The sequence below is a fragment of the Bacillus cereus group sp. MYBKT14-1 genome (genome assembly GCF_051915185.1).
GTDB classification, from domain to species: domain Bacteria; phylum Bacillota; class Bacilli; order Bacillales; family Bacillaceae_G; genus Bacillus_A; species Bacillus_A cereus.
Window position 1 is genome coordinate 22419 of sequence record NZ_JBQAEF010000024.1, and the last position, 16715, is coordinate 39133.

Below are 16715 nucleotides of genomic sequence, written 5' to 3' on the forward strand. Positions count from 1 at the left end.
ATTTTAAATGCATTCAGGAGTTTTGATTAATTATTTATATACTTATTTTTTTACTATTATTTTTTGTATAATGTTTCAAATTGGATTTTATTTTAAAACGAAAAAAAATATATCTATTCAGCATTTTCTATGGGTGTATGTTTTTCTATTCTACCTTTCACTAGTGTATAAGGTGACGCAGATAGGGACTATATGGGACATAGGTAGATACGAAACATTAATTCGTGCAAATCAAATTAACTTGATTCCATTTGCTTCTGAAGGTATGACTACTTATGTCTTAAACATTTTACTGTTTATGCCATTAGGTTTTTTATTGCCGACTATTTGGCCGCAGTTTAGAAGAATGAAAAGTACTGCCTATGCTGGATTCGGTTTTTCATTGGCTATTGAGTTAGGTCAATTGCTAGATAATAGAATTACAGATATTGATGATTTATCTATGAACACCCTGGGAGCAATTATTGGGTATTTATTATATAGAGTATTATTCAAAATGTTATATAGAAGAGATGAAAAAAAGTTTGATAATAATATTTCTCTAGTAATAAAATACGAGGCTATTTTTTATTTGGTTTGCTCATTTGTAGGTATGATGTTAATTTATTATCCAGTTTTATTTAGACGGCCTCTAATCCTTCAATAAGGTGATTAAGGTGCTGTCAGATAATTATATACATATAGTAAATTGAATCTTAAATAATAGGATATTACAAATACCCATTTATATTAAATTCTCATAGAAATCTTTCAAAACTACTCTTATTGAAGGTTGAGTGGTTATTAAATTGATTTCTATTGCTCCCGTTTTATATCATAGTACCAGCTTTTAATTAACAATTATATCCATTGCGAAAAAATAAGATAGGCTTTAATATTTACCAGTATTTAAATGCTGAAAATTGTTTAAGGCATTTCAACCAAAATTTAAGAGGAGCATACAATGAACAAACTAAAAAGGTTATTGAAACGTAAAACGACTTGGATAATCCTTATCCTATTCGTATTTGTTTATGTAAATAACAGTTCTTTTTTTGCTAAGAGGGACGATGGAACTCCTCTTCTTCTTGCTCACCGAGGACTTTCGCAAACATTTAGCATGGAAGAGATTGAGAGCGATACATGTACAGCAGAACGTATAAATAAACCTGAACATTCTTATTTAGAAAATACAATCCCATCTATGGAAGCGGCATTTCAAGCTGGAGCTGATCTAGTAGAGTTTGATGTTCAACCAACTAAAGATAATAATTTTGTTACTTTTCATGACTGGACACTTGATTGCCGTACTAATGGTAAAGGCGTTACAAGAGATTTTACAACAAAAGAATTACAAGCACTTGATATTGGTTATGGTTATACAGCTGATGGAGGTAAAACATTCCCGTTTCGTGGTAAAGGGATTAATCTTATGCCAACACTTGAAGAAGTACTTAACCATTTTCCAGATCGTTCTTTTCTTATTCATATTAAAAGTGATGATAAAAATGAAGGAATCCAATTGGCTGCTCACCTTAAGAAATTACCAGCGAAACGCCTTGATCAACTAACTATATATGGTGGCGATAAACCAATTGCTGCGATAAAAGAGCGCATCCCTAGTTTACGAACAATGTCAAAAGCGACCATGAAAAAAGATCTTATTACTTATATGGTATTAGGGTGGACTGGCTACATACCTTCAAGCCTGAAGCATGGAGAGTTACATATACCAGACAAAGTAGCTCCTTGGCTTTGGGGATGGCCAAATCGTTTTCTTAATCGAATGGATAAAGCAGATACGCGAGTTATCGTTGTAGGAGGAAATGGGTTTGGATTTTCAAGTGGATTTGACTCATCTGAAGATATAAAACGCCTTCCTGACGATTATACAGGTGGAATTTGGACAAATCAAATTGATAAAATAGCACCTTTATTTAAGAAATAAGGGGAAATATAACAATCGAAGTTTTTCATCTGTTTAACCATCTATACTTTAAAAGAAAACTTATTATTAATGTTGAAGTTTTATATACTGAAAAATGCCCTTAATTTCCTATACATAATGGAAATTAGGGGTGTTTTTGGATAAGTGGGACTTATTTTATTTATATTCAAACAGAAGTACAACAACTATCAAAGAATAAACCGCTAGTTGTATAAACTGAGCTGATGCAGATAAGTAAATTTTTCGTTTGGGGGTACCATCAAGATCTTAAGCTTGATGGTGATGGGGTAGCACCATCAAAATGAGAATTATGTAAATAAGTAATGAGTTTTTCAACTAAAACATTTATCAATCAAATTCGACTTTAGGGCTTATATACTTTGGATTAATAAGGCATTCATCCAATTTTATATGGACAATTATCTAAAACCTTTACAGTTAAATATAATGTCACTGACTGCGAAGTTGTATCCATAATTAATATTAAGATGATTAATATAGACTAGAAAAAGAGTATTGGAGAGATGCTTATGTATTATAATCCAAATAACTATAATCCAAATAACTATAGTCCAAATAACTATAATCCAAATAGTTATAGCCCAAATAATTATAATTCAAGTAATTACGATCCGGATTCTTATGAAAATATAGATGTTAGACAAGGTACAGTTCAATTTTTTGAACATATAAATGCAACTGGTTCGTCATTTAATGTAAATCTAGGAAGTGATGTAGAATACGTTGGAGATGTGTGGAATGATAAAATTTCTTCTGTAAGATGCCCGCCTAGGTCTCTAGTAGCCTTGTATGAGCACAGAGGCTTTAAAGGTAGAGTCGTTCTACTGATAACTAGAGGTAACAATTCACGTGTCGTTAATCTTCACACACATTTAGATTTTAATGATCAACTTTCATCGATTCGAACTTTCCAAATTTGCTAAAAGAGCCCTAGATTACCCGCTACTAAAATATGTTAAATAACCAGAATTATCAATTGTATAATAGTTTAACCTATTAAAGATGTGATTTAGTTTTCTTTTGAATGTAACAATTAATCTTGATGAATATTATATACATGTATAGTTAACATAACGTCCTATTATCAGTAGCAATAGTAAAGGAGGAACCCTACTCTCATAAGGGAACCTCCTTTTTTGTGCTATGGGTCTATGCATTTTTCTATACATTACTATCCTGACAAGATTTTAGGGTCCTCTTTTGTTCGTGAATTAGTAGAAAAACTGTATAATATCTTGCATACTCTTAGCGTGGTTATTTTCCAAAATACTGGTGATACCCCTCAGTGTATTTAGAGTAAAAATTTTTAAATATAGCAGAAATAATAATGAAGTATTTATCTCTAATTTGCTAACTAAAATTTTTCAATACAATTAATGTAGTAGAAGCAATGGAGAAATAGGATATTAAATATTCTACATTTTATAGACTTGCTAAACAGTATAAAGAAGTAAAAAAAGGGAAACCTAACGAATAATTAAGGATGATTCAGGGGGTACCAAATGGAGCGTAAAACAGAAGTAATAATTGGGGATTATGTTCAATTTTTATATCGTAAAAATCCTAATTTAGAATTAACCGGATATGTAGTCAGTGTTCTACAGAATACAATTGTTGTAGATATTACAGAGATAATGGGATTTGAAGTAGATGATGTTAGGCAAGTAGTAAAACACGGTTACTATAATAAAGTGAATCAAAGGCAAATAAAAAATAATGTTTCAAAAAAATGCTCCTAGATCAATCTAGGAGCATTTTTTTGATGAAGTTACTGGATTTTTTACGATGATAAATACCAGCCGTTAAAGAGTAACATATTCATTTAGAAAAAGCACTATCATGGATTCTTTTATATGCCAACCGACGTTCATCTCCACCTAAAATTGGTGTTTCACACCTTCACATTTTTGAGGAAGGAGTCTTCTGTCTGAAAATGATAAAAAAGTCCTTAACAATTTGTTAAGGATTGCGGAATAGAACCGCAATTTGGGCTGACACCCAATCAGTTTGTAGAAAATAAATTGCGATTATAATAGCAATTGCATTCCCAAAAGCAATATTTCAAATGGATTGTAGCATACCTGTAATTATATTGGTATCAATAAAATATGGATTGGATTACAAATAGTGGTTTTGAATATTAGAAAGAGTTTAAAAGTTAATTACTTCTTATGAAAAAAAACCTTAAGAGAACTTGTAATGAGACGAAAAAAAACACCTCTCTAAATCGTAAGTATCAGTTATGATTTTAATGGAGGTGTTTTTCTTATGGGGAAAAAGACGCATTATCCCGCCGAAATAAAGTGGAAAGTAGTTGAAATGAAACACCAAGGATTCAAAAACAAAGAAATTATGGATGCCTTAGGAATTAAACATGTAGCTCAAATTAAAACTTGGATGAAATGGTATCGTGAAGGAGAAACCTATCGGTTTGAACAGTCTATTGGAAGACAATCTGCACATGGAAAAGGCTTAAAAAGGTTAACAGAACTTGAACAAAAAGAATTAGAAATACGTTATTTAAAGGCAAAGATTATATTGCTGGAAAAGTGCCAAGAAATCTTAAGGAGGTGGGAGGAAAAGAAGAAATAATGAAAATGATAAAGGAATGGCAATCAATTTTTACAATTGCAGAACTGTGTTCCATATTTAATATTTCACGTGCTACTTATTATCGTTGGAAAAAGCAGGAGAAAACAGTAACTAATCATGAAGAAAAAACCGTAATAGAAATATGTCAACATCATAAATATCGGTATGGATATCGTCGGGTTACAGCTTGTCTACGTGCTCAATTTAACATCGTAATGAATCATAAAAAAGTATTACGTATCATGAGAAAATACAACGTATTATCTCGGGTTAGAAAAAAGAAAAAGATATTTGTGCTTGGTCATGAACCAGTAGTAGCTAAAAATAGAATACAACGGAGGTTTAAAGCCACCAAGCCTAATGAAAAATGGTTCACTGATATCACGTATTTGATGTTCGGCAATAAGACTCTTTATTTTTCATCTATTATAGATGGGTTTAACAATGAAATTGTAAGTTATAAAATAGGTGAGACACAGGATGTTTCTCTTGTATTAGATACTCTAAAAGAGGCCTTAAGAAAGCGAAATGTGATTGATACGATTTTACATTCGGATCAAGGAAAAGTGTATACATCAAAGCAATTTCAAACATATGCCAAAGAAAAAGGCATTATCACAAGCATGTCTCGTACAGGAAACTGCCATGATAATGCCCTCATAGAATCCTTTCATTCTCATTTGAAATCCGAAGGATTCTATGCGCAAAATATAAAACAATCGAATAATGCTAGTATAATACAAACTGTGGATGAATACATCCACTACTATAATAATGAACGGATTCAGAGGAAATTAGCTAACATGTCACCTATAGCTTATAGGAAACATGTTGTCTAGGTGTTTTTTCTTTGTCTCACCAAATGGGGTCAGACCAATAAATTTTTAGAGGGAGGGTGGATTTTTAATTATAAATTCACATAATTTTCAAACATTAAAACTTTGGATGTTAATATTTTGTTATATAATGAAATCAAGCCGTAATCAATATGGTTTCCCCGTTATGAATAATGAGATAATTTATGTGTCCCGTGTATTCGCTTTAAAACCAAAAGAACTTGTAGTGATTTCTACAAGTTCTTTTGGTTTTTCTTATTGTATTAGAAAAAAGCCCTTTAAATATAGCAGAAATAATAATGAAGTGTTTATTTCTCGTTTGCTAACTAAAATTTTGTAATTTAACAGGTTTCATTAATAAAAATATTTTAGACTATAGAATAAATCATTAGACAGTTAAAAAAAATAAGGAAAAAGGAAAGAACCACCAATATTCTTTCCTTTTTCCTGCAATTAGGGTCTCTATATTAATGAATATAGAAGATTATAAAATGTTGGATGCAACAGTTTACTCTCAAAATTATAGCAGGAGTAACAGGTATTTTTTATGCAATATTGCATAAAAAATATGATTTATCAAATATACATGTCTAATGAGGAACACAAAAACTCTATAGAGGATGAATTTAATCCTTATAGTTTCTTTATAGTGAATTAAAAGCGGCAAAAACAAAAAGTTTAATTTTATCAATACGAGTTTTTTCTTTTACATATTAAAATGAAAGTACCCTTTCAATGTATACTGACCCCTTCACAAATCGTGAAGGGATTTTTTTATTTAATAAATGAGTTTTACAAAATACACAAAATGTTAAACTCATTAAAACCAGTGATATCATGCGTCTTTCTATGGTATTACTCACGTTGGTATGTATATTGGTAATAATAAGTTTTATAATGCTAGTAATTCTGGTGTTGGTAATACATCTCAAAAATTTAACAAAATATTCAAAATTATCTATTTTCTAGTGGTAATTTCAATGTATAATAATGATTAGGATATAAAATCCTTTTATGCCTTTTTAATTGCTTATACAAGTTAGTTATCCCCGTAATTAAATTTGTATTTGTAATAATCGAAAACGCACCCTTATGAAGAGGTGCGTTTTCGATTATTTAGGTATTTTATATTTTCTTTAGAATCTAATTTCTTTTTAGCAACTAATAGGAATGGAAAACCTAAAATACATATAAGACCTAGAATTCCAAAAACTATATTCCCCTTTACATATCCAAAGTATCCAAGTAATATTCCACCTAGCCAAGGACCTAATACTTGTCCTAGATTCATAAAACTTATTGCTCCAAAGTACGTACCTTTTAGTTGATCTGGGGCAATAAAATCAATAAATATATCAATCATAGAAAAGATTAAAACTTCACCAATTGTAAATATAAAAATACAGGTAAATACTAAAAAAATACTTTTAGAAAAACCTATTCCGATAAGACTAACCCCTATTAAGATTACTCCGAATAAAATAGAAATAAGAGGGGAATACTTTTTCCCAATTTTAATTATAGTATATTGTAAAGATAATACTGTTAGCGCATTTAGCACAATAATGTACGTATATAATTTTACCCCGTTATCAAAAAGAGTACTATGAGAGAAATACTGAGGGAATGTTGAAGTAAATTGGGAATATCCCATAAGCCCAAAAATAAACCCAATTAATGCTATTAAAAAAATGGAATCATTTTTTAGAATTAATATTGAATTCCTCATAGTAATATTGTTTTTTGAAATATCCTTTACAGCAGGTAAGGGATATTTTTTAAATGTTATTACTAAAGACAGCATGTAACCAGTGTATATAAGTGCTGTAAATATAAATGGGAAAGTTGATTGAGAACTTCCCAATAATAATCCGAATAACGGACCTAAAACAACTCCTATATTAATGGCTGTATATCTTAAATTAAAAACTAGTAGTTTATCCTTTGAGTCTGTTGTTTCAGAAAGTAGCGCGCGTGAAGAAGGCTCAAAAAAAGAACCACAAGCGCCATTTAATGCGCTAAGTATAAAAAAGGATATTGAACTATCAGCAATAGAAAAACCTAAAAAAACAAGAATCCAAAGGCAAATTGATCCCATCATAACGGACTTTCTTCCGTATTTATCAGACAAGTTACCACCTATAATACCTGTAAAGATGCTTACTAATGCACTGATGCCGATAATTAATCCTGTAACCGATGGGCTTATCCCTTTTTGAGTTGTTAACAAAATAGCTAAAAAAGGCATACTCATAGTAGTTGCTAACCTAGCAAACAATGTTCCTATAATGATATTAACTCCTAATGGATGTATTTTAGGTATATTCAATAAAACAACCTTCCTTCATACATATTCTATAAGTATATTTTACAATAATATTCATTTTTTTTTGGTAAAATTTAAAAAATGAATATTTTGTGAAAATATATTTAAAATAATTAAAATTGTTGAATAATTATATTGGAAAAATGGAGTATTTTGGTATAATAAGGGAGAAAAAGGGGATTTCCAATATTTTAAATATTAAGAGGAGGAAATTAAATGTTACCTGAGGTTTTAACTAGTAAAGAACATTTAGAACAAGCAAAGCAAAAAATTGAAGTATTGTGGGCTAAAGGAACTGATTTTTCAAAAGAAGAAGTAGAGGCAGCTAAAGCGGATAATAGAATGTTATTATTGGATATGGACTTTACAAGTGAATGTAAACTACATTGTTATTATTGTGATCGTACTCCCGATCGTTTTAATAAAGGTGAGCGTCAGCCGTTAACTACGGAAGATAGAAAAAGTTTAATTTTACAAGCAAAAGAATTGGGAGCACGTACTGTAGAATTCCCTGGTTCTGGGGAACCGATGATTGATGAGGGATTTTGGGAAGTAATTGAGTTTATTCATAAAAATGAAATGACACCAGTTATTTTTACAAGTGGGTGGCATTTAGATGATGAATCAATAGATCGTTTATATAATTTAGGGGCAACTATATTTTTAAAGTACAATTCTACAAGTCAGGAAATTAACGATGACATTGTTAAGGTAAAAGGATACGGTGCGTATCTAGAGAAAATTCTTGAAAAACTAGTTGTGAAAGGTTTCACCAAATCAATTCCAACAAGGTTAGCAATTGATTTAGTTGTCACACCTAGGAATGAGGACTTTGAAGATATTGAAAGAATTTTTAGATGGTGTCGTCGAAATAATGTTCATAACTATATTACTACATTAATTCCAGAAGGAATTGCAGATAAAAAATCAAAACTATTTGAAAAAGAACGAGCGAATAGCTTTATTAATCGTTTAAAAGAAATTGATGAAAAAGAATTTGGAATTACTTATAATCCTTCTTTGCCAATGGCAGGAGGTTACAAATGTCGTCAAGTTAATGTTGGGATGTTTGTAAATCTTTATGGAGAAGTGTATGACTGTAATGGCTTAGGCAGATTTTTAGGACATATTCGAATAAATAATTTAAAAGAAATTTGGAATTCAAAATTTGCAACTCATGTAAGAGCTGAAGAGCAAGAAGGATACTGTGCAGTTCGAGAAAGAGTATGGGATGAGACTAATCTAAAAGGATTTGATCGGAAAATGGAAGACTACAATAGTTGGGAGGAAAATAATACACCAGATGAAGTAGTGTTAAAAGGATTATATAGAAGAGAAAATCCAGATAAAGTATTGAGCAACTAAAATATAAAATATACTACCTAATGTAAATGAAATTACAATAGGTAGTATATTTGTAATTAGAGAAATGGCAATCTATTTGTTGTTATTAAATAAGGAGGATTTTCGTGAATAAGCATATTGTGTTTATTGAGGTTAGTATGAGCGGGGCAGGAGAGAAAGCAATAGACTATGCTATTGAAAGAGGATACCGAATTACTGTAGTTTGTAAGGATATAAAAAAGTATAATACCACTTTGCCGAATGATGTTAATTATTTAGAGTGTGATACAAATAACCTAGATCACCTATTAAAAGCAGTTCGTAAATTAAATAATACATATACAATAAATGGTGTAACTACTACGCACGATTATTATGTGCCACAAGCCTCTTTTGTAGCTGAAGATTTAGGTTTACCTAGTATTTCTTATCAAGCAGCAAAGGATGTTCGTAATAAATATAAAATGAGACTTAATATTAAAAAGCATTGTCCATATCTGAATCCTCCATTTCAATTGGCATATTCAATTGAAGAAGCTGTTAATTTTGCAAGAATAAATGGATACCCATTTATCGCCAAACCACAAGATGCAAATGATAGTTGGAATGTAGTAAAGATTAATTCTGAAGATGAATTGAAAGAATACATGAAAATAGCTGAAAGCTGGGGGCTTAATACATCAGGACAATCATTAGCAAGCGGAGTACTATTAGAAGGGTATATTGATGGTGATGAATTTAGCGTGGAAACCATTCAATTTAAAGGAGAAAGTATTCAACTTATTGGTGTAACTGGTAAAGCATTAATGGGGACTGAGAGAGGGTATTTTGTAGAAGCAGGAGCCTATTTTCCTGTAAACAATGCTTATACGAACTTGTTGTACAAGGAGGTGGCATTGGCACTTAAGATGTTAAATATAGATTGTGGGGTAATCCATACAGAGTGTCGCATTCAAAATGGACAAGTGAAGATTATAGAAATAAATCCAAGACTAATGGGAGATATGGCAGGAAGTCATATGATTCAGTTAGCCCTTGATTCTAATCCATGTGAAATGGTAGTAGAAACTGCCTTGGGTAATTCATTGACCTGGAAAGTTAATTCAAATAAAGGAGCAGCTATTTTCGGCATAAGTATACCAGAAACTGGAGAGTTTGGAGGGATTTCGAATTTAGAATCACTAAAAAAATTGCCAGGGGTCTCCGATTTAAAGGTTATGGCGAAAATTGGTGATAAGGTTAATTATCCACCACTTTCTAATGGAGATTTTGTTGCTAGGTTAGTTACAGAAGCAAAGACTCCAGAAATGGCCTTACAATATGCTAAAAATGCTGCAAAACAAGCCGATGTATTACTTTTGAATAGAAGATAGAAATCGAATTTTTTAAGGGAGAAGTGGTATTATGGATATTCATAAACTAAAAGTAGTTAACGATTCTTCTGTGAAATGGATAGCAGATAATTGGGAGTCACTTGACAATCTATCAAAAAATAATGAAATGACAAAATTCTCATTCCTAAGCTTCCCATTTGACTATGCAGTTAGTCATCGTCCAGGTACTAGATTTGGTCCACAAAGCATTTTAGATGTTTTAAACAGCTATAGTCTTTATTGTGCTGATAAACGAGTCTCTCTAGATAAAAGCGTTTTTTATAATCTAGGATCCGTAGATATTGTACATGATTTGCAGCAATCTTATAAAAACATGGAAGAAGCTGTATCCAATATTGAACAGGGGCATATTCCAATTTTCTTAGGGGGTGACCACTCAATTGCTGACCCAATTATTAGAGGGATGTATAATAGATTAGGTAATGATTCATTTGGTGTTATTATTTTCGATACACATTTTGATTTTAGAGATCCGTTAAAAGGTAAAGAGCACTCAGGTCATTGGTTAAAAACTTTGCAAGATAAAATTGATTATAATAATGTCGCAATTATAGGGATTGGAGCGCCTATTTATTCTAATTATTATATGGAAGAATTAGAAAGTAGAGGAGCTAAAATTTGGACGTTATATGATTTGAGAAGAATGGGAAGAGAAAAGGTTATAGAAGAAGCTATAAATCATGTGACAAAATCTACAGAGGGGGTATATTTATCTGTAGATGTCGATTCTATGGATCAAGCTTTTATATCTGGATGTAGTGTTCCTAATCCAAATGGATTATATCCATTTGAGGTAATTGATAGTATTTATGAAATTGCATTAAAGTCTAAAGTGGTTGGAATAGATATTAATGAAGTAAGCCCTTGGTATGATCATCAACAAAATTATACACCACATGTTGCAGCGAATATTATCTTAAACTTTATGGCCGGTGTTATAAAGAGTCATTTATAAAGATTTTGATAATGCTTTCACTTGAATAAATTTTGTTTTTCCATACCGATTACACACTTTTATAGAGAAATAGTCCAGGGTTTAGAGATTATTTGTAAAAGTTTTTAAGTTTTTGCAACAGAACCTTATAAAGAAGCTATAAGAATCAAATTCATTCTATATGGGGTGATAGGTATGAGGTAGTACCAGCGTTCTTGCAACTAGTGGTAAAGTAGCATTTCTTATAGCAGAGATGCTACTTTGCTTCTTCATATTCCTTCATTATTTTATAAAACGTGTTTTTCCGTAGCTCTAACATTTCCATAAACATAACAGCTGTTACTTCTCCACTCTTCCATTTTGAATAAGTTTCTTCTATTATATATATTTGTTGTTTGCTTAGCGTCGAAAGGTTTACCCGAGGACGTCCTAAGTGTTTTCCTTGAGATTTGGCTACAGCAATCCCCTCCGCTTGTCGCTGGCGAATTTTTTTACGCTCTTGATCCGCAACATAGGAAAGCAAAGATAAAAATTGGTCTTCCATTAAACGGCCCATATCCCGCATCTCACGAAACTTTCGACTATCAAACAGTGTTTCATTTTCTAAAACAACAATATCAGCTTGTAATTCTCTTGTTATGTACTTCCATTCTGAAATTACCTCATCATAATTGCGGCCCATACGATCTAAAGCATCTATGTAAACAATATCACCTGTACTCAATATTTTTCGTAATAATTGATATTGAGGACTATCAAAATGTCGTCCACTTGCTTTATCGACAAAAATGCGCCGAGCCTCCCCCCCACGTTCCATCATCTTATGTAATTGACGTTGTTCATTTTGATCTTTTGTACTTACTCGTATATATCCATAAATATTCGCCACGTTTGGTATCCTCTTTACATTTGTTACCTTAATAAACTTTATCTTTTGAAATAAATCAGAAAATTAATAATTCACAAATAACATTGTTGCAATTTGCATTTTATGGTATTTTCAATATAGATAATTGTAAAAAAAATTTGGATTTAGACTAAATTATTTAAAAGAGGGGATAAAATGGATGTGAAAGAGCGATTTAAGTTAAGTGGTCTTACAGTAACTCTTCAAAGAATTAAAATCTATGAAGCAATTAAAAAATTAGATCATCCGACACCCGAAGAAATCTTAAATAACCTGAAGGATGAAATACCATCATTTAGTGTATCTGCTGTGTATTCAAACTTAAGTCTTTTATTAAGTCATAAATTAATTAGTAAAATTGGTTTTAGGTATGATATTAATCTTGATAATCATTATCATGTAATATGTACTGAATGTGATAAAATTATTGATTTCTACTATCCTTCTTTAAGTTATCTGGAGAGAGTTGCTTCTAGTATAAGTGGTGTTTCAGTGGAACAACATGATTTGTTATTGTATGGCAAGTGTTCTCAATGTAAGTTAACTACTAATTCATATTCATAAAGGCGGTAACTATAATGAAATCAACTCTAATTTTATCAAAAACTGAAGTAGAAGAAATGATGGATGAAAAGGAATTACTTTACTACATAAAAAAAGGATTTTTAGCTAATTTAATTCAAAATTCCACAAATAATTCAATTGAAAAATACCAATCAACTTTAAATAGTGAAATGAATAGTGTTGTAGTTTTATTCCCAGGAATTTTGGATGGTATTCCTGCATATACAATAAAAATTCATGCTAAGAACCCTAACCATTCACCTTCAATAAAAGGAGTTATTCAATTAAATGATATAAATACAGGTGATATTTTAGCGATAATGGATTCTACTTATATAACTGCTATTAGAACAGGAATATCAGGTGCCTTAGGCACTCATATTGTTGCTAACCCTGATTATAGTAAAGTTACTATTATAGGAGCAGGTATACAAGGAGAGGTCCAATTAAAATCATTACTTAAGTTTAGAAAGATTAGTAACGTTACTGTATACGATTTAGATATTGAAAAATCCGAAAGATTTGTTGGTATTTTCAATGATCTTAATATACCTATAGTAATTGCTAAAAGTGTAGATGAAGCTTTACATAAAGCAGAGATAATAATAACTGCTACTTGGTCAACAAAGCCGTTTATACAACCAGAACTTTTGCAACATGGAGCTCATATTACAACACTGGGAAGTGATGAAAAGGGGAAAGTGGAAGTGTCTGCAGAGGTTATTAAAAAATCATTTTTCGTATGTGATAGCAAAAAATTAGCATTATCCGTTGGGGTTATAGGTAGCTTAGGGATTAATCCTAATTGTATAGATGCAGAATTAGGTTTTATCTTAAAAAAGCCTCTCAAACATCCCATAGAAAAATATAATTATACAATATACCATGCAGTAGGCATGCCATTTCAAGATTTGGCAGCAGCATGGATTGTTTATAAGAAAGCAAAAAATGCCCAAAAAGGGCATTCCCTGAATTTTTTAAAATAATCCCTAAGTGGAGTATTATGAACTGATATTTGTTTCTTTCAGAACCTCTGTACTTCTATACAAAGGACTCCGATACGCGAAGATTGCAAATATTATAATAAGTAATCCTTGAATAATAAAAATTACTGATGGGTTATATTTTGTCAGTAATACTCCACTTAGGAAGCCCCCTAAACTTGAGCCTAAATATGCAATTCCTCTACATACTCCAGAGACTCTTCCCATCATATTATTGGGTGTAATAATTTGCCTTAACGATCTCCAATTAATGGTATAAAGAGACATACATCCCATATAAATAAATTGAGCTAGTATTAGCGTATAAATGTTTATTGATAAACCTAATCCTATTATTCCGATACCCATCATGCCTAGACTTATTACCATGACAGAACCTTTTTTAAACTTACTGAATATAGAAGCAAGGTAAACAGATGAAAGGAGAGTGGCAATACTAGAAAGTGAAAAAACTATTCCTATTAAGTTTGCCTCAATTTTTAAATTATTAGTCATAAAAAAAATTAGTAATACTGTATAGGCTCCCATAGTTATATTAGTGCTCGTACTTAGTATTATGCCCCATCTTAACTCGGGATGTTTAGGGATAAATAAAATTCCTTCCATAAAATTATTAATAGCATTCTTGATTTTATTATTATCTTTTTCGATATACTCTTTTGAAATTTTTATAAATAAGGCTATAATACCTGCTGCTAAACATGAAAAAGCAGTGAATAAAATAGTAGATGAAGCAGAAAAATATGCTATTAAAATCCCTGCAAATGCTGGTCCCAATATAGTTAAAATCGAATTTGTTACTTCTACTAAAGAATTAGCATCTATTAATAACTCCTTTTTTACAATTGAAGGAATTGATGCTTCAAATATAGATAAATTTACTCCCTCAATACAAGAAAGCACAAAAACTAATATATATATATGCCATATTTCTAATGCTTGTCTATTATGCAAGATAAATATAGTTATTAAAGGGATAGCCGCTAAAAAATTTCCTACAATTAAGCATTTTTTTCTATCCCAAAAATCTGCTAAACCTCCTCCTATTATTCCAAATATCAAATGAGGTAGCATACTGATAGCAAATGTGAAAGACATTTGTGCACCTGAACCAGTAATTTCAAATACAAACAAAGGTAATCCTAATAAAAATATTCTATTTCCTAAAACATTTAAAGATTGTGATAACCATAAAATATTAAATTCCTTTGATTTCCATATTTGGCTATTAAGTATATTTTTTTTATAAAACACTAAGTATTTCCCCTTTACAAATTTTAAAGCTCCCCAATATTATATTTATTTCATGGGGAGCAAAAGGATTATAAAGAAAAATAATCTACCTTTAATCTAGGTATATAGTTTTGAGGATCAGAATAGTATTGAATTATTTGATCATGGTATTGGTCATACGAGTGTTTTAGGTCATGCATGCAGTTGACAATAAAGTGCGCTCTATTCGCAGGAATAAGTTCATGTGGTTCAAGAGCTTCTTCCAATAAGCTGTTATGATCAGCTTCAACATCACCACGTAGGTGTTCAATGAAAGGGTCTATATCTTCAAAAGTATATCCATAATTCTCACAAATTTTCTCTAGAGATGCCTTGGAACTTTCGTATTCTTCTTTTCTTGCTTCGAATAAGGAAGTACAAGTTAAATATGCTAATGTATCTTGTCTAGCAATATCAGACATCATATTTATTAATGACATTGTTCCAATAATTGGGTGAGAATTTTCTACTTCCTCTTTACTAAAGCCTAGGTTTTCTAATGCTTGTAAAATTAACTTCGTATGATCATATTCTTCTACAAAATATTCATTTAGTATATCTAAGTATTTTGGATCGTTACAATGGTTAATAGCAGTTGAAATATGTTTAGATGCAGATTTAACATAATGATAATTTTCAAGAATATAGCCTACAAAAACCTCTTTAGGAACATCTTTATAATACATTCTTGAGAATAGTTGATGATAGCCAATTTGCTTTTTCCACATTTGACTACTTTCTTTAATTTGATCTATAAACTTTTGTGCTGAAATAAAATCAACTTTTTCTTCTTTCCTCATTAAATCATTTTCAACAAACGTACTAACGATACTTGTAATATCTTCTTCTGGAACATCAGTGATGTTACTTATCTCACTTATAGTATGCCTACCATCGAAATATCTTTTTATCTCATAAAATTTTTGTCTGTCACCAATTTCTTGACCTAATTCGTAGTATTCAGTTCCTACAATCATCAAAAGTGAATCTGAATTATTTCTTTCAACAAAAGTACAATGTCTTAATCTTGGTTTATATTGAGATGTTATTTCATCATGATATACTGTTTGGCTCATATTTTCCTCCTTAGATAAAACAACGGACAGTCATAATTTATAACTGTCCGCTGTAGTTGATTAATAATTAACCACACATGCCTACAGGTGCACAAGATGGAGTTACTTCTGGTTGCTTATCTAGTTTCTTTACGCTAATTTTAATCGCCATTATAAACCCCCCCCTCTACTAATATTTGGTATAATTACCGACTTAATTATATTATGAAATGTGAGAAAATGTAAACTATTTATCTGAAAATTTAATCTTTTTATGAAAATCCGCATTTTTGGATTATAAAATTTATTTTTTAAAAATTTAAGTTTTCAACCTCAATTTAAATATTGAAATTCTCTAAATTTGGATGTATTATATTTTGGTATTTTCTCACTTTCCGAAGCAGAGAAAACATCATCACTTCTGAAAGGGCCTGAACTCCAGCGGGCTCTTTTTTACTTTCATTTTATTAAAATCACTGTGTTTATACCATTTCTTCGTATTTCGAACAAATAACCGAAAAAGTATACATTCAAAACAC

The 16715-nt window shown here is 30.8% G+C and carries 14 protein-coding genes; 10 read left to right on the top strand and 4 right to left on the bottom strand.

Going from position 1 to position 16715, the window contains the following annotated elements:
• Positions 1-7 precede the first annotated feature (7 nt).
• The 5 genes from ACTFO4_RS28350 (at position 8) to ACTFO4_RS28370 (ending at position 5379) form a co-directional block, all read left to right on the top strand.
• Positions 8-646, top strand: a complete 639-nt coding sequence (locus ACTFO4_RS28350) for a VanZ family protein (protein WP_000555587.1) — start codon at positions 8-10, stop codon at positions 644-646.
• Between the two features lie 297 nt (positions 647-943).
• Positions 944-1927 carry a glycerophosphodiester phosphodiesterase family protein gene (locus ACTFO4_RS28355; protein WP_440014570.1) on the top strand — a complete coding sequence of 328 codons (984 nt, stop codon included), beginning with the start codon at positions 944-946 and terminating at the stop codon, positions 1925-1927.
• 530 nt (positions 1928-2457) lie between these two features.
• On the top strand, positions 2458-2871 hold the full coding sequence (locus tag ACTFO4_RS28360) for a beta/gamma crystallin domain-containing protein (RefSeq protein WP_000291706.1): 414 nt from the start codon (positions 2458-2460) through the stop codon (positions 2869-2871).
• Positions 2872-3450: 579 nt separating this feature from the next.
• The gene (locus ACTFO4_RS28365) at positions 3451-3687 is read left to right on the top strand and encodes a DUF2187 domain-containing protein (protein WP_438906435.1); all 237 of its coding nucleotides are present in this window, start codon (positions 3451-3453) and stop codon (positions 3685-3687) included.
• A gap of 529 nt (positions 3688-4216) precedes the next feature.
• A protein-coding gene (locus ACTFO4_RS28370) for an IS3 family transposase (protein WP_085963828.1) occupies positions 4217-5379 on the top strand; the annotation gives its coding sequence in 2 pieces (ribosomal slippage) (positions 4217-4484 and positions 4484-5379; 1164 coding nt in all).
• 1087 nt (positions 5380-6466) lie between these two features.
• On the opposite strand, the gene ACTFO4_RS28375 is transcribed toward ACTFO4_RS28370, so the two are convergent.
• A complete protein-coding gene (locus ACTFO4_RS28375) occupies positions 6467-7705 on the bottom strand; it encodes an MDR family MFS transporter (RefSeq protein WP_254610167.1) in 1239 nt (412 codons plus the stop codon).
• A 213-nt stretch (positions 7706-7918) separates the two neighbouring features.
• On the opposite strand from ACTFO4_RS28375, the gene ACTFO4_RS28380 reads away from it, so the two are divergent.
• The 3 genes from ACTFO4_RS28380 (at position 7919) to ACTFO4_RS28390 (ending at position 11395) form a co-directional block, all read left to right on the top strand.
• Positions 7919-9067 (top strand): radical SAM/SPASM domain-containing protein, encoded by a 1149-nt coding sequence (locus ACTFO4_RS28380; RefSeq protein ID WP_098877601.1) that lies wholly within the window; start codon positions 7919-7921, stop codon positions 9065-9067.
• A gap of 104 nt (positions 9068-9171) precedes the next feature.
• Positions 9172-10419, top strand: a complete 1248-nt coding sequence (locus tag ACTFO4_RS28385) for an ATP-grasp domain-containing protein (RefSeq protein ID WP_174103427.1) — start codon at positions 9172-9174, stop codon at positions 10417-10419.
• Between the two features lie 31 nt (positions 10420-10450).
• The gene (locus tag ACTFO4_RS28390; RefSeq protein ID WP_438906434.1) at positions 10451-11395 is read left to right on the top strand and encodes an agmatinase family protein; all 945 of its coding nucleotides are present in this window, start codon (positions 10451-10453) and stop codon (positions 11393-11395) included.
• Between the two features lie 235 nt (positions 11396-11630).
• Here ACTFO4_RS28390 and ACTFO4_RS28395 read toward each other — a convergent pair whose 3' ends face one another.
• The gene (locus ACTFO4_RS28395) at positions 11631-12263 is read right to left on the bottom strand and encodes a recombinase family protein (protein WP_440014582.1); all 633 of its coding nucleotides are present in this window, start codon (positions 12261-12263) and stop codon (positions 11631-11633) included.
• 174 nt (positions 12264-12437) lie between these two features.
• Here ACTFO4_RS28395 and ACTFO4_RS28400 point away from each other — a divergent pair, with 174 nt between their 5' ends.
• Both ACTFO4_RS28400 and ACTFO4_RS28405 read left to right on the top strand, forming a co-directional pair.
• Positions 12438-12845, top strand: a complete 408-nt coding sequence (locus tag ACTFO4_RS28400; protein ID WP_440014583.1) for a Fur family transcriptional regulator — start codon at positions 12438-12440, stop codon at positions 12843-12845.
• A gap of 14 nt (positions 12846-12859) precedes the next feature.
• A complete protein-coding gene (locus tag ACTFO4_RS28405; protein WP_440014584.1) occupies positions 12860-13831 on the top strand; it encodes an ornithine cyclodeaminase family protein in 972 nt (323 codons plus the stop codon).
• Between the two features lie 15 nt (positions 13832-13846).
• Here the strand turns inward: ACTFO4_RS28405 and ACTFO4_RS28410 are convergent, their stop codons facing one another.
• Both ACTFO4_RS28410 and ACTFO4_RS28415 read right to left on the bottom strand, forming a co-directional pair.
• A complete protein-coding gene (locus ACTFO4_RS28410) occupies positions 13847-15103 on the bottom strand; it encodes an MFS transporter (RefSeq protein ID WP_440014585.1) in 1257 nt (418 codons plus the stop codon).
• A 68-nt stretch (positions 15104-15171) separates the two neighbouring features.
• Positions 15172-16197 carry an iron-containing redox enzyme family protein gene (locus ACTFO4_RS28415; protein ID WP_174103703.1) on the bottom strand — a complete coding sequence of 342 codons (1026 nt, stop codon included), beginning with the start codon at positions 16195-16197 and terminating at the stop codon, positions 15172-15174.
• Between the last annotated feature and the right edge of the window lie 518 nt (positions 16198-16715).

Coding starts and splice junctions, on each gene's coding strand:
- ACTFO4_RS28350 (WP_000555587.1), top strand. CDS start 8: ATGCATTCAGGAGTTTTGATTAATTATTTATATACTTATTTTTTTACT.
- ACTFO4_RS28355 (WP_440014570.1), top strand. CDS start 944: ATGAACAAACTAAAAAGGTTATTGAAACGTAAAACGACTTGGATAATC.
- ACTFO4_RS28360 (WP_000291706.1), top strand. CDS start 2,458: ATGTATTATAATCCAAATAACTATAATCCAAATAACTATAGTCCAAAT.
- ACTFO4_RS28365 (WP_438906435.1), top strand. CDS start 3,451: ATGGAGCGTAAAACAGAAGTAATAATTGGGGATTATGTTCAATTTTTA.
- ACTFO4_RS28380 (WP_098877601.1), top strand. CDS start 7,919: ATGTTACCTGAGGTTTTAACTAGTAAAGAACATTTAGAACAAGCAAAG.
- ACTFO4_RS28390 (WP_438906434.1), top strand. CDS start 10,451: ATGGATATTCATAAACTAAAAGTAGTTAACGATTCTTCTGTGAAATGG.
- ACTFO4_RS28400 (WP_440014583.1), top strand. CDS start 12,438: ATGGATGTGAAAGAGCGATTTAAGTTAAGTGGTCTTACAGTAACTCTT.
- ACTFO4_RS28405 (WP_440014584.1), top strand. CDS start 12,860: ATGAAATCAACTCTAATTTTATCAAAAACTGAAGTAGAAGAAATGATG.
- ACTFO4_RS28415 (WP_174103703.1), bottom strand. CDS start 16,197: ATGAGCCAAACAGTATATCATGATGAAATAACATCTCAATATAAACCA.